The sequence below is a fragment of the Curtobacterium pusillum genome (assembly GCF_007673235.1).
GTDB lineage: Bacteria > Actinomycetota > Actinomycetes > Actinomycetales > Microbacteriaceae > Curtobacterium > Curtobacterium pusillum_C.
The window spans coordinates 38,872-52,496 of sequence record NZ_VDZH01000008.1; the positions used below are offsets into that span (position 1 = coordinate 38,872).

A 13,625-nucleotide genomic window follows, 5' to 3' on the forward strand; every position below is an offset into this window, starting at 1 on the left:
GCGCGAAGCCATCAGGGTCTAGGGGACACATCCATGAAGAAGATCATCGTTGCGGTCCTCCTGGCCGCTACCGCATTCGTTGCCGTTCCGTCCGCTGCCAACGCCGCCGGCTACGTGCCCGCCTCGAACGTCAGCGTCTCGGGCGCGGCCGTCTCGGGCGGCACCGCAACTGTCGGCTTCGCCGCCGGCTCGTTTATCGCCAACGAGACCGTTACCGTCTCCGTGACCGGCGCGGGCGCCGTCACGCTGGGCGCGCTGCCCATCACGACCGTGTCGAAGACCTACACGGCGTCGTCGACCGGTGCCGCTGCGGTCTCCGTCACGCTGCCGCGGGGTGCTTCGGGCACTTACTCGCTCACTGCTACCGGTGCCACGTCGGGCAACGTCGCCACCTCGGCCCTGACGGTCGTCCCGGCCGACGGCACCGCGGTCGTCCCGGCCGCTGCTGCCGGCACCAACGGCAACGGCGAGCTCGCCTTCACCGGTTCGACGATCTCGATGCTTGCGATCTGGGTCGCCGGCGGCGCTGTCGTACTCGGTGGTGGCCTGCTGCTGGTCCGTGCGTCGGTCCGTCGTCAGCGCGAGACCGTCTGAGTCTCCACGCACTGAGAGAGGCCCCCGGAGCCCACGGATCTGGGGGCCTCGCTGTTGACCAAACCAATGCACTGCTGGTGTCGCTCGTGACCGACAGCGAACGCTACGAACAACCCGCCAGTGTGATCCTGCCCGATCACGAAGCTGACATAATCTATATTATCGGCGCTGCCACCAGCGAGCACGTCGGGCTGAGGTGCCGTCGTCTGTAGTGGTGGCTTCGATCTCAAGATATGCCTCGAGCCAGGCCGTTGCGATGGCGTGGAGCGCCGCGCGATCTCGGGCAATAACCCAGGCGAGGAAGATCGAGCCCACGACGACGGCTCCGATGGTGACAAGGAGCTCTCCGCCGCTGCTCAGCAGACTGTCCAAGCCCTTTAGGGTTCCGCTGAGGAATGTTCTCGCTTCCTCGAGCTTGCCGGCGTCGTGAAGAGCGTCCGAACGCACCTGTGCATCTCTTGCGGCAGCGACGCCGGACTGCATGAGGAAGATCGTGTACGTACCGATGAGGCCGGTGAGCGCCACGATCGCGGTCAGCCCGGCGCCGAGGACGGTTCCGGGAAGGGCGCTGCCGGCTGCAGCGGACCGGTTCCTGAGGGCTGCGCGGGCCTCGGCTCGGGCAGCATCGCTCGCGTCCCGATATGCCGCGAGCCGTTGCTCGAAGTTCCGCAGGTCAGAGTGGACGTGCTGAGGCGTCTTCGGGAACGCTCTGCGCCACCAGCTGCGAACTGCACGCCCGGCCCTCGGCAGGATTCGCCCCAACATCCTCACGCGAGCAGTCTGACATCACCTAGCGACCACGCCGCCCGGCCAGGGGCAGCATTCGCGTCCGCTGCCGGCGTCCTACGGGCGCCCGGCCGAGACCTGGCGGCACGTCGCCGCGGAGACGGAGCAACGGACTGCGCCATGCCGCTTAGGGCTCCCAACCGGTCGGCGGATCGTCAACCGTGATCGCGAGCGTGTCACGATCGACCAGGTTCAGGTGCCCCTTGTAGTTACAGGCCCGGAACGGTCCCGTCGTGGCGTTAAAAATGATCGCGGCGTGGTGATCCCAGTGGTAAACCCACCAGGAGGACAGCGCGAGCATGTCGCCCTCGTTCTGGCTCGCGGAAGACTTCACGTACGCCTGGTACGCGACGATCAGCCGTTCGACGACCTCCGGGTGCTTCCACCACTCCGGACACCACGCCGGCTTGTCCTTCGCCCCCGCTCCCCCGTACGCCTCGACCCGGCCGAGCTGCAGCTTCACCCACCCCAGGAACTGGTCGACGTTCAGATCCGCCGGCGACGGGGCCACCTCGCCCGTCCGCGGGTCCGCCGGCGGCGATGGTGCGTCCTCAGCGTCCGGGGCGTCGAGATCGCGCGGGCCATACCCGGCCGGCCACAATTCGGCATCAAACGGCGTCGACACTGGCCGCTCCGCTCTGCTGCGCCGCAGCCGACGTCTTCGGCTGCTTTACGATCCTGCCGCCCACGACCTCCTGGCCGTTCACCATCGCGGTGAGCACCTTGTCCCGGAACCACGGCCGCGTCTCGATCAGCACCGGCTTCGCCGCCGCCGGATCGAGCACAGCCCGCCACTCCGGCAGGTGCGCGAGCTCGTCCGCCGGCAGGATCGGCACCGAGTGCGAGGTCCGCGATCGCGAGGACCCGTTGCGGCCAGAGGAGTGGTTCGTGGTCCACTTGTCGTACGGACCGATGCCCTTGCTGAACCGCTCGAGGAACGCCGACTGCGTCGACTCACCGCCGCCGTACACACGGATTGGCGACGTCGTCCACAGTGCGCCGGCGCCGGCAGCGCCGAACACGCGCACCATCTGGTCCCAGCCCTGGAAGTAGATCCCGAGGATGAGACCCAGGGAGCCGTAGAACGAAACCAGGTCCGGCAGCTCTGGCCAACGGACCACGTTCGCAGCCTCGTCGAGCTCGAACACAACGGGCACCTTGATCCGACCCCCGTCCGCGGCCGCGGCACGCTCGCCAGCCTTCGCGATCGCGCGCACGAGCGCGGCGACGAACGCCGACCCGGAGCCGGGTCCGTTCCGGGAAATCAGGATCGCCGTGTCGTTGCTGCGCACGAAGGCCTCCGGATCGAACTTGCGGACACCCGGAGCCGACGTCCACGCGAGCAGCTTGTCGTTCGCGAGAGCGGACGCCATGCGCTGCGCGGTGGCGTAGACACTGCCGCGGGTCTTGTCCGGCTGCGACTGCAGCCCCTCGAGGGCCATCGACGGACCGGTCTGGCCGTGGCGCTCGAGGAGCTCGCTGAGCTCCATGTGGTTCTGATGGATTACCCAGTCGTAGACCTTCCGCAGCGACTCGCCCTCGAGCTTCGCTGCCAGCAGGGCATACGCGAACAGGTCGAGCCCCTGCGAGTCGAACTGGGCGTCCTTCTTGCTGTCGGCGTCCTTGGTGCTGGCCTCGAAGATCGCCGCGAGTTCCTGCGCGTCGACGAGGTCCTCGATGGCCGTCAGCGGGTCGTAGATGAAGTCGGGGCGCTTCTCGTGCCGGTACACCTGTGTCGGGTCGTACACCCACGCGTCGCCCGACCGCTTCCGCCCGGCCAGAACCTCCTTGACACCGTCGACCTTGTTCGTGGTCATCACCGCGGCTCCGACGGCCTCGAGCATGTGCCGGACCACGAGCGAACTGGTCTTCCCGCGGCCGGTGCCGAAAATGTAGATCGCGACGTCGCGCCACCCCTGCCAGACCCACGTGCTCGACGCGCCCACAATGGTGCCGATCCGCTGCCCGGCGGGCAGGTTCTCGGCGTACGGGTGGAGCTGCTTGGCGTCCTTCCGCCGCCGCGGGTAGAGCACGGGGGCAAGGCTGTTCCCGGCACGGAGATGCTTCTGCATCCGGTCGATGGGGTACTGCGCGTGGAACCGGATCCCGGCGACGATCGCGCCGGCGATGATGAGCACCCCCACGGCGATGAGCACCGGCGTGCCCCACGCCGGCCAGTGCAGGTCCGAGAACGCTGCTTGCATCGGGTCCGGGCTGGCGGTCTTCATCACTTGCTCCCCTGCGTCATGCACTCGGTGAGAGTGCGGTCCAATGCCTGCTCGTCATCCGTCGCGATCGACAGTCGCCACTTCGTGGACACCGCCACGAACGACGTCGCGTACGCGCAGGCGTCGCCGGCGTGCTGCGGCATCCACTCGCCGGGCCCGGAGTCGGACTTGTCCTCGTTTGCTTGCCCGTCGACGGCGATGAGGTTCGTGGTTTGGTCGTTCGCGAACGCTTCCCGCTGCTCGGTCGTCCACGATGCGGCTCCGTGACGCCAGGCCAGCGCCAGCGGATACCGGTGGTCGATCTGCACCGCCAGGCTCGACGTCTCACCACGCGTGAACGCGATCGTGCGGCCCGTGTACGGGTCGTGCAGCGTCCCCGAGAGGACCACACACCCACGCGTGCCCGGCTTCGTCACGACGTCGACCAGGTCGCGGCGGAGGACGTCGTTGCGGGTGTCGCAGCCGTTGTGGTCGACGTCGGCCCCTGCCTGCCCGAACAAGGCCCGGTCATAGCCCGGCACATACGCGTCCGACACCGGCAGCGCGCGGAGATCCTGCAGCGCATCCGACGCCGCGGCCGCAGCCACCATGCCCGACGCGGACGGCCGACTCGTCGGCGTCGCTGCCGACGTCGACGCTGCGCCGGCACCCTCGGCGGGGCCGAGGTGCACGTAGGGCGCGACCAGTGTCCCCACGCCGACGGCGGCGACAAGCGCGGCCGCGGCTAGGAGCTGCCCGCGGGTACTGCGTCTCATTGAGGGTCCCCTGACCGTTCGGCCGCGGCGGCCTCGTCGACGATCTGCCGCACCCTGCGCCGGGACAGACCCGACGCCTCAGCGGCGCCACGCTGGCCGAGGACCTCGACGGCGGCGACGATCACCGCATCCCGGTCGCGACGGGCTTGTTTGTACGTGTCGACGACCTCACGGACGGACGCTGCAACACCGGTCACGGCTCGGCTGAACGAGGCCACGGTCACCACATCCGAACGGTGAGCGCACCGGACCCGTCGGGGTCGGTGACGGCGAACGGGCGGGCGCCGAGCTGCTCGAACGGGGTCCGCTCGAGCAGGGTGTGCACCTCGGCGTTCATCCACGCGAGGATCTGCGCGAGCGTGTGGTGCTCGACCGGGTCCTGCAGCTCCGAGACGACCCCGCTGGCGTCAGCGAGGGCCCACGTGTCGTCGACGCCCTGCACGGCCGTCATACGGGCGCTGGCGGCATCTCCGGCCACGGTGTCCGTCACGCGGTGCGAGAGGGTGTCCTGCCAGGACACCCGAAACCCGCGGAGGTCCCGGCGGCTGCCGGTGAGCGGCACCTGCCAGGCCGGCACGTCCGGGCCGGTCCAGAGCGCCACGGCGGGCACATCGCGAAGGCCACGTGCGTCGAGCTCACGGCCGGTCGCGAACCGGAGAACCGGGGCCGCCGGCACGAGCGCGTCGACCTGGTCGAGGACCTGCGCGAGCGTCGCGGTGCCCTTCCGCAGCGTCGCGGTGCGGCGGTAGCGTCCCGCGTCGGTGAGGTGGAGGACGTCGACCTGCGGTCCGTCGACGAGCACGACGATGTCGGGCGCGGTCTCCCGCTCGAGCGGGGAGAACAGCGTGCCGTGCTGCGCCGTCCACCCGTTCCACGCGACGGTCGTTCCCACCTCGAGGGCGTCGAAGACGGTCAGCGGTACCGCGGCCGCGTCGACGCGGTGCGTGAGTGCTGTCATGGTCTGCTCCTTCGCTACGTGCGTTGGCCGTTAGAGGCGACGTCTCAGAGCGCGTCGGTGGGTCGCCACACCTGGCTGTTGGGGGTGCCCCACACCTTCTGGATCTTCACGACGTCGCCGGGCTTGGGAGCGGCGATCATCATGTCGCCGCCGAGGCTGATGCCGACGTGCCAGGCGTCGTTGCCGCCCCAGAAGATGAGATCCCCGGGCTGCGCCTCGGAGAGGGGGTGCATGTTCCCGGACGCGACGCCATTGCGCCACTGGGTGGTGGCGGAGTGCCCGGCGTCGATGTTGATGCCGATCTGCGCGTACGCGACCTTCGTCAGCCCGGAACAGTCCCACACGTTCGGGCCCGCACCGCCGAGGACGTAGTCCTTCCCGAGCTGCTGCTTCGCGAACCCGATCACCTGGTTGATCTGCGCCGCATGCGGGCCCGTCGCGGGCTGCTCGCCGGCGGCCAGGGAGTCGTTCGTCGCTCCGGAGCCACCAGCCGACGCGGTGTCGGCGGTGCACGTCGCGCCCTCGTTCGTCTGCGACACCGTCGAGACAGTGACGCCGGAGAGGGCGTTCATCATCTCGACCGCGTACGCCGACTTCGTGTCGTACGCATCGGGAAAGGCTGACCCTTCGAGCGCTTGCGCCGCTTCACCGGGGGTCATCGTGTCCCAGCCAGGGATCTTCACGAGGCGCTCGTAGAACAGGTTGATCGCGTAGCTGATGTCGGTGACTTGCGCGTGGGTACCCCATCCCTGCGAGGAGCGCATCTGGAACAGACCCGCCGAGTCCCGGTCGCCGCCGTCGAGGTTGTTGAGCGAGGACTCGGTCATCGCGGCCATGAGCGCGGTCTGCTGCGCGTGCTGCGTCACGCCACGCTCTTGGCCGATGGAAAGGATGGCGGCGGCGTTTTTGATCTGGTCGCCGGAGTACGGGCCGACCTTCGCCGGCAGCTCGCCGTCCTGCACCGACACAGCGGTGCCCGACACGGTGCCGGCGGCGCCGCAGGTCGCGGCCGCGGCGTCGTCGTCGCCGGCGCCGGTGATGATCGTGAACAGCACGACCACGATCACGACGATGCCGATCACCGGCGCCAGCGCCGCGATCGCGATCATGCTGCCCTTGCCGCCCACTGCTCTACTCCTGTCCGGCGTTGATGTAGGACGCCAGCCACGGGTCCGCGGCGGTGTCGCGGTGCAGCGTCACGGTGACGGGCCCGCCGGTCGCCGCGGTGAACTGGTATGCGCGGTCCGTCGCGGTCTGCTGGTCCCCGACCGGCTGGCCGTCCTCGTGCACGCCGGCGCACGGCACGTTCGCTGGCTGCACGGCCGAGTACAGCTGCCACGCGTCCGGGGTCAGGTATTGGGTGAGGGAACGCTGCCATGCGTTCTTCGTCGCGGCGGGCTGGCAGAACCGGTCAGCAACCGTCTGCGCGATCGCTGCGCTCGAGGGGGCGGCCGACCGCGTCGGGATCGGCGTCGACGTCTGCGCCGGCTCGGTGTGGGTGTGCCGCAGCTGCGTCGCGACCCGGATCGTGATGATGGCGAGCAGGACCACGAACACCGCGGCGAGGATCAGCGCCGCCCGCTTCCAGGTCATCGCTTTCAGAGCCCCTTCGCGACGGCGGCACCGGCGGCGAGCCAAGCGAGCTTGGTGGGCTCCTGCAGCGCGTCGAAGTTGATGACCCGAGCCTTGAGGCCGGCGTCGTACGGGATCGTCAGGACGTCGCGGCCGAGGCCGGCGTCCTTGAACCGGCGCACCTGCTCAGCGACCTTCGCGCGGCTGACGTCGCTGGTCTCGACACCGACGATCACTACGGCATTCTCCGCGAGCTCCCGGTACCGGCCGCCGGCCTTGACGAGCTCCTCGAGCAGCAGCGCCGCGGACTCGCACCACTTGTCGTCCGTGGTCGTCGGCACGACGAGCTGATCCGTCCGATCAAGGCCGGCGAGCCACATCGGGTCAGTTTCGTCGTTGCCGGAGTCGATGAGCACGAGACGGTAGAACTTCGTCAGCACCTTGTGCACCCGGTCGACCGTCTCGGCACCGAACCGCTGCGCCGAGGCGAGAACGTCGGGCTTGCTCTTGAGGACGTCGTACCGGTCGCGGGTCTGGTGGTGCACGTAGGAGGCCATGTCCGCGGACTGCGCATCGGTGCCGAGCAGCCGGTCGATGTCGGGCAGCAGGTCCAGCACGGACGCGTCGTGACGAGCGGACTCAGTCGACCATCCGAGCGTGCCGCGGGTCTGGTTGTTGTCCCACGCGACCGTCGGTGCACCGGAGTAGCGGGCGAGGATGATCGCCAGGCACACTGCGGCGAGGGTCTTTCCTGCCCCGCCCTTGCCGTTGGCGAACATGATCGTGCGCGGGCCGACGTGGTGCTGGCTGACCAGGTGCACCCACTCCCGGTACAGCCGCTCCGCAGCCGACGGCGAGACCTTGATACCCATCCGCGCCAGCAGGCCCCGGAAGCCTTGCTTCGCGGGCTCCTCCACGGTCTCCTGGGTGAGGAACGACTGCCGCGCCTCCCGACGGGTCACCGGCGATTCCTCAGCAGTTGCCGCAGTCGTCGACGTCGACGGGGTGAGTGGTGTGGCTGCTTCCTGCCCGCCGCTCTCGGTGGCCGCGGTGATCCACGGCGACTCCGTCCGCTCCGCCGTCGACGGCGCGATCACCGGAGCGGCTGCAGGCGTGGTGGGGACGGGCGGGATGTCGAGGCCGCCGTGGACGGTGCCGGTGACGGGTGCGATCGCGCCGTGGCCGTCGACGCTGAAGAGTGTGTCCTGCCCGGTGTTCCGGTCATGGCTGCGGACCACGACGGCGCTGCCGACGTTGCCGGCGACGGCCCGGAGCCACTCCATGGCGTCCTGGTAGGCGGTCTCGCCGGTGAAGGCGGTGTCGCCGATGGTGAGGGTGCCGGCGTCGGCGATGAGGGTGTAGTCGACGTGCACGGTGTTGCTGTTGGGCATGAGCGGAGTGTCCTTGTCTGCTCGAGGCCGGTTACGACTGGACGGCGGCCACGGCCGCCTGGTCGTCATAGCGGGCGTTGGTGTTGTGGAGGCTCATCTGCGTCTTCGTGCGGAGCATCTTCACGGGGATCCCGACCCGCTCGTTGATCTTCAACATGACCTTTCCGGCGCCGGGCGGGGCGGGCGGTGGCCCGTTCTTCCGGCGGGCGCCGGTCCAGTTCGGTGCCTGCGTGAACGAGACGACTTCCCGGATCTCCCGTGGGGTGAGCGCGCGCACCTTGTTCAGCGTGAGGAGGTCTTCTTCGCTGAGCCCCATCAGCAGCAGCAGGCCGGAGCGCTCGATGAACCCCTTCGCCTTCTGCCGGTCCTCCTCGTTCTTCAACGACAGCAGGTCCTTCGGGGAGTGGGTGATCTTCAACTCCGCCGTGCCCACGGACCGGTTGGTGCGGGAGAGCCGGTCGATCAGCTCGACCATCCCCTCGCAGGCGCGCAGCGGGTACCAGAACTCGTCCATCAGGGTCGTGTACCCGCCCCACGTCACCTGCGGCTCGTACGCCTCGCCCTGGGCTGCGGCTCCGGCCTGCAGGCGGAGTTCGTGCTGCGCGAGTTCCCAGTGCGCGTCGATCGCGTCCATGCCCAGCGACCAGGTCGAGAGCATCGCGGCGGAGAGCAGCTTCGTCTCGGACGCGTTGATCGAGGATGTGTCGAAGCAGAACCCGCCCCGGTTCCCCGGGGTGAACTCGACCGGGTTGTTGCCGTCGAGCATCTGCCCCATCTCCCCGACGAGCAGCCACTGCAGCGTCTCCCCGAGGTCCGAGAAGCGGGCGTGGAAGGAAGCAGCATCCTGTTGCCGGGCCAGGGTCAGCATCCGCTCTGACGGGTGGTCGAACGCCTGCAGCAGGTGCGCGGTCGACGGGTTCGGTTCCCGCTCGAGGATCGTGTCGACCATCGCGACCAGGGCGGTGTCCTCACCGGTGCTGATCGAGGGGCCGCCTCTGTCGTCGCTGCGGGCCAGCCGCACGCAGGTGCGGACCAGGTCGATCGCCTTCGCCCGCGCCAACTGCAGCAGCTCCTTCCCGACAGCCCCACCGATACGGGCTGCCGCGTAGCCGAGCGGTCCGGGCGAGAGCAGGTTCAACTGGTGGCGGGCACGCGGTCCGACGGACACCACGGTCGCGCCGAGCTCTTCCGCCCACTGCACGTGCTCGCCCTTGATCGGGTCCCAGATCCCCGGAGTCAGGCCCCGGCCGACCTGCCCACCGATGACGGTCTGCGCGGTGGTGGACTTCCCGAGCCCGTTCAAGCCGAACTCGAACGCCGACGGCGACGAGATCACACCCGCCCGGAAGAGCGCGTCGTGGTCGGTGCACACCGCGCTGCCAGTATTCATGTCGCGGCCGAGCGGGGCGCCGTTCGTGGGGCGGCCGGTGCCGACCCCGAACGGATAGAACCCGCACACCTGATTGCTGGTCCCGAACCACCGCGGTGGCTGCGGCATTTGCTCCCACCCGCCACCGCCTGGCCCGAAGAACCCTTGCGGAGTGCGCATCAATAGCTTCGCAGCCATCACAGGCTCCTGCCTTGAGTGAGGGTGTCGACGAAGGTCGCGTCGTGCTCGCCCTCGAGGACGGCGGTGTGCGTGAGGGTGAATCCCTGCGCAGTGGCGTGCTCGAGCTGGCGGAGCCGATGGGTGAGTTGGCCGCGGCGCGCTTCGGCTGCGTCGTCGCGTTTCGGGACGACCGTTTCAACGGTGCCGACGTCTTGGCGGAGCATCACTGGGTCCGGTCCGTGACCTGCTGCATCGCGGTCGCGTACGCCCACGGCAGGACGCCTAGCGGCAGCGTCGAGTGGAACCCGGCGGCGGTGTCGGTCTCCACGAACCGGTACGCCAGGTCCCCGGCGCCCTCGAGGAGGTTCTTCAACGCCGTCTCCGCGTCCAAGAGGCCCTGCTCGGTGGCGGGGAAGGTGACGGTGACCTGCACCGCGAACGCGACCATCGACGCACCACCCTGCAGGTCGTCGAGGACCTTGCTGGCGAGCTTGCCGCGGCGGCCAGCGGCGATGTCCTGCCGGCCCGTGATGGTGGTGTTGCCCCGGACGGCGTTGTCGCCGATCTTCTGAACCGTCTTGAACGCCTTGCCCTGCGCCATCGGCCGGTAGTAGACCGCGCCCCGCTTGCGGAGGAACGCCCCGTTCGGGCGGAACAGGTCATCGAGGATCTGCTCGGTGATGTGCATCTGCGGCGGCGCGACCATCATCGCCGTCATCGACGCGACCCCATCGTGGTAGCAGACTCGCCGGTCGGAGTCATCGAACGTGTCGGGGCCGGCCTGCGTCACCTGCAGCATGAGCGGTCGGTCGGCGAGCTCGTCGGAGGCGAACTCCCGTGCCCGGTCCGGCCGGTACGCGACCCGCACCGCCCGGGCGAGCTCCGCCGACGTGGCCACGGTGGGGCTGCCGGCACCGGCCATCGCGAGCCTGTCCCGGTGGCCGGGCAGCTTCGCGGCGATGTTCGCAACCGCGTCATCGAGGTTCCGGGCCACCTTGTTCTGGTTCCACACCACCGAGGCGAACACCTCCACCTCGGAGTACATCCCCGACAGAGCGCGGGCGCCTTCACGGAGCTGCCGTTGCGCGGCCGCGGGTGCGTGTGGAGAGACGTCCCGGTCGATCTTCGCGATGAGCGGTTCGATCGACTCGAGCGCCGAATCGACGACCACGACAGCGCCCTCGATGCTGGTGTCTCGGCTCAGGGAGGTGATCCACCCGCCGAAGCTGACGACCTGCTGGTCGATCTGGCCCTGCGGGAGCAGGTCGGTGCCGTCGGGACGGCAGGAGAACGTGGCCGCGAGCAGCGGGTTCCGGGACCCCTTCCGGTGGTGCAGGAGCACGTATTCCTGCCCCTCACCGTCGGTGCCGGTGATCTCGTCCAGGTCCGACAGCATTCCCGGCAGCGCCGTGAGCGCGTCGTCCGGGAGGGCGGAGAACAGGCCGGTCTCGTAGTGATTCGTGCCTTCTCGGGTGCGCTTCTTCGCCAGGTGCCGGTCCCAGATGCGCGCCGCGAGGGTGCGACCGGCGATGGGGTCGCCCCACCGGATGATGAAGAACAGGTTCGCCAGCAGCCCGCCCAGGAGCGCGACGAGCCCGACGGCCCACCAGCCGACGACCAGGCACACCACCATCACCATGACTCCGCCGAGGAGCATCCCCCAGCCGATCCCGGTCAGCCCGCCGAGGGTGCCCTTCGCGGTCGGCAACCAGTTGCCGAACTTCACCCGCACTCGTTCTGTTGCGTCACTCACCGATCAGTCCTTCCGCCGTCTCGCCGGCATCACCGGCGCCGTTCGCAGTGGACTGCGCTGCAGCCCACCCCGCCTTCGAACCCGTCGACTGGCCAGAACCGGACCCGCTGGCCCCGTCCGCAGCTGCACCGCCCCCAGCCGAGCCGTCGCTGCCCGCACTCCCGGCGGCACCGTCAGCTCCGGAACCGGTCATCCCGTCGACACCCGACGCACCATCCGCGCCGGCACCGGCACCGGCACCGGCGCCGGTCGAGGGCGTGGCGTCGCCCCCGTATCCGGCACCGGTTGCGCTGGAGGCAACCTCGCCACCTGCCGCGGTACCGGCACCCGTCGTCGCGCCGGTCGATGCGCCCGCGCCGGCTCCCGCGCCGGCGGCGCCGCTGGCGCCCCCGGTCGCGATCGCCGCGCCGATGGCGACCCCGGCCTGCGCTGCGAACGTGACCGCGCCGAGCGCCATCGCCCCGCCGACCGCGTTCCCGATCGCACCCGACGCCGGCAGCAGGAGCCGCATGATCGCCGGCAACGCGATGACCGCGAGCCCGATCAGCATCAGTCCGTAGAGGACACCGCCGGCACCGTCCTGGCCGTTCTTCAACCGCCACGCGAACGCGTAGATCGACGCCGCGAGCGGCATGTAAAGGATGAACGCGATGATCCAGGCGGTGATCTTCTCGAACGCCTGCTTGCCCTGCTGCAGCAGCGCCGCGGATGCGGAGAGCTGCCAGTACGCGTTCAGCAGCAGCAGCATCGCCTGCCGGATGAACATGATCACCCACTGCAGCGCGACCGCCATGACGCCGATGAGGCCGAAGATCAACGCCAGGCCCGGCGAAGACGCAGCGAACCCCGCGTCCGCGATTCCCGCCTCCGCGGTGGTTCCTGACGCCTTTAGGATCCACTGCGCGTACGCATCCCCACCCCAGGACAGAACCTGAATCGCGGCGGACCCGAGGGTGATCACCGCGACAGCCTTCCCGAGTGACTGCATCGCTTCCCGGAACGGCTCCGCACGGTGCGCGAGCATGATCCGTGCCCCGGCGACAACCAACCCGATCGTCAGCAGGAACACCGACAGCACGAGGTTGCTGTCCTGGAACCACTGTGTGGCCTTGTTGTCGAGCGACACCAGGAACCCCGAGTTGACCCAGGACGTCATGAACTGCTTGAAGATGTCGTCGTAGGCGGCGAACAGCGTCTCTGCGGCCTTGTTGAATCCGCTCGACGCGGCCGCGGATGCTCCGGCGCCAACGATCGCTTTTGCGCCCTCACAGCCGACCACGGCCTGACAGACGGCGTCTCCGACTCCGTTAGCCATCGGAACCTCCCCATGCAGTGAAATCGCCCTGAGAGGGCGTGAGCGGGTTGCCGGAATAGAGCTCGCCGTTGTCGAGCACCGACACCTTCCAGTCGCCGTCGACCCAGATCATGGTCAGCGGCACGGCGAAGTACCCCGTTGACCCAGACGGCTGCGTGAGTACCACGTCGACGATCGCGCGGTCTTTCGTGAACGACTCGACCGAGTAGCCGGCGACACTGAGGCCCTGTGCACGCATTTGCTCCGGGGCGGTCTGGTTCTTCACCGTCCCGTCGACGGTGATGGACTTGCCGGCGCTATCGGCGATGTAGAAGTTGAGCAGCTCGCGGACGCTGTGTCCGGTGTCGTACTGTCCGAGGTACCCGGTCGTTGCGGCAAGGGCCGCGCCGGTCGCGGTGCGCGCAAAGCACGCCGGGAACCCGTCCACCTTCTTCGTTGGTCCCACCGCGGCCGACACCGGCCAGGTGATTCCCCCGCGGCCGGCATGCCAGCTGAGATCGCTCGGTACCTTCTGCGCGGCCTGACCCGATGTCGGCACGTTGCAGGGGCCGTCTGCCGCGGCCGACGTCGTCGGCGCCGGGTTTGCCGCGCTCCCCTGCCCGTCGTCGTGCTTCACCGGGGCGAAGACACCGAGGAATGTAGCGAGGAGCACGACGAGGACGGCGAGAGCGACGATGACGGTCGCGCCGATGCCAGCCTGCTTCGAGTTCCAGCCTCGCTTCAC

General features: G+C 69.2%; 15 protein-coding genes. 1 reads left to right on the plus strand and 14 read right to left on the minus strand.

Features of this window, described 5'->3' with window-relative positions; genetic code table 11:
* Positions 1-33: 33 nt before the first annotated feature.
* Positions 34-594: a sortase gene (locus FS532_RS17720; protein ID WP_144757213.1), complete on the plus strand. Its 561-nt coding sequence runs from the start codon at positions 34-36 to the stop codon at positions 592-594.
* Between the two features lie 159 nt (positions 595-753).
* Here FS532_RS17720 and FS532_RS17725 read toward each other — a convergent pair whose 3' ends face one another.
* The 14 genes from FS532_RS17725 to FS532_RS17790 form a co-directional block, all read right to left on the minus strand.
* Positions 754-1,365 (minus strand): hypothetical protein, encoded by a 612-nt coding sequence (locus tag FS532_RS17725; RefSeq protein WP_144757215.1) that lies wholly within the window; start codon positions 1,363-1,365, stop codon positions 754-756.
* Between the two features lie 142 nt (positions 1,366-1,507).
* Entirely contained in the window at positions 1,508-1,891 is a 384-nt protein-coding gene (locus FS532_RS17730; protein WP_144757217.1) for a DUF4913 domain-containing protein, read from the minus strand.
* 97 nt (positions 1,892-1,988) lie between these two features.
* Positions 1,989-3,608, minus strand: a complete 1,620-nt coding sequence (locus FS532_RS17735; protein ID WP_144757219.1) for a type IV secretory system conjugative DNA transfer family protein — start codon at positions 3,606-3,608, stop codon at positions 1,989-1,991.
* On the minus strand, positions 3,608-4,363 hold the full coding sequence (locus FS532_RS17740) for an HNH endonuclease family protein (RefSeq protein WP_144757221.1): 756 nt from the start codon (positions 4,361-4,363) through the stop codon (positions 3,608-3,610). The genes FS532_RS17735 and FS532_RS17740 overlap by 1 nt, the downstream gene beginning before the upstream one ends.
* Positions 4,360-4,590: a hypothetical protein gene (locus FS532_RS17745; protein ID WP_144757223.1), complete on the minus strand. Its 231-nt coding sequence runs from the start codon at positions 4,588-4,590 to the stop codon at positions 4,360-4,362. Before FS532_RS17745 ends, FS532_RS17740 begins: the two co-directional genes overlap by 4 nt.
* The gene (locus FS532_RS17750; protein ID WP_144757225.1) at positions 4,584-5,321 is read right to left on the minus strand and encodes a hypothetical protein; all 738 of its coding nucleotides are present in this window, start codon (positions 5,319-5,321) and stop codon (positions 4,584-4,586) included. Before FS532_RS17750 ends, FS532_RS17745 begins: the two co-directional genes overlap by 7 nt.
* 44 nt (positions 5,322-5,365) lie before the next feature.
* A complete protein-coding gene (locus FS532_RS17755) occupies positions 5,366-6,448 on the minus strand; it encodes a C40 family peptidase (RefSeq protein WP_260852807.1) in 1,083 nt (360 codons plus the stop codon).
* A 4-nt stretch (positions 6,449-6,452) separates the two neighbouring features.
* Entirely contained in the window at positions 6,453-6,914 is a 462-nt protein-coding gene (locus FS532_RS17760; protein WP_144757227.1) for a hypothetical protein, read from the minus strand.
* Positions 6,915-6,919: 5 nt separating this feature from the next.
* Positions 6,920-8,284: a nucleotide-binding protein gene (locus FS532_RS17765; protein ID WP_186322127.1), complete on the minus strand. Its 1,365-nt coding sequence runs from the start codon at positions 8,282-8,284 to the stop codon at positions 6,920-6,922.
* 31 nt (positions 8,285-8,315) lie between these two features.
* A complete protein-coding gene (locus tag FS532_RS17770; RefSeq protein ID WP_260852808.1) occupies positions 8,316-9,782 on the minus strand; it encodes an ATP-binding protein in 1,467 nt (488 codons plus the stop codon).
* Positions 9,783-9,850: 68 nt separating this feature from the next.
* The gene (locus FS532_RS17775) at positions 9,851-10,057 is read right to left on the minus strand and encodes a hypothetical protein (protein WP_186322128.1); all 207 of its coding nucleotides are present in this window, start codon (positions 10,055-10,057) and stop codon (positions 9,851-9,853) included.
* Positions 10,057-11,586 (minus strand): SCO6880 family protein, encoded by a 1,530-nt coding sequence (locus FS532_RS17780; protein ID WP_144757235.1) that lies wholly within the window; start codon positions 11,584-11,586, stop codon positions 10,057-10,059. The genes FS532_RS17775 and FS532_RS17780 overlap by 1 nt, the downstream gene beginning before the upstream one ends.
* Entirely contained in the window at positions 11,579-12,901 is a 1,323-nt protein-coding gene (locus FS532_RS17785) for a hypothetical protein (protein ID WP_144757237.1), read from the minus strand. The genes FS532_RS17780 and FS532_RS17785 overlap by 8 nt, the downstream gene beginning before the upstream one ends.
* Entirely contained in the window at positions 12,894-13,517 is a 624-nt protein-coding gene (locus FS532_RS17790) for a hypothetical protein (RefSeq protein WP_186322129.1), read from the minus strand. The genes FS532_RS17785 and FS532_RS17790 overlap by 8 nt, the downstream gene beginning before the upstream one ends.
* Between the last annotated feature and the right edge of the window lie 108 nt (positions 13,518-13,625).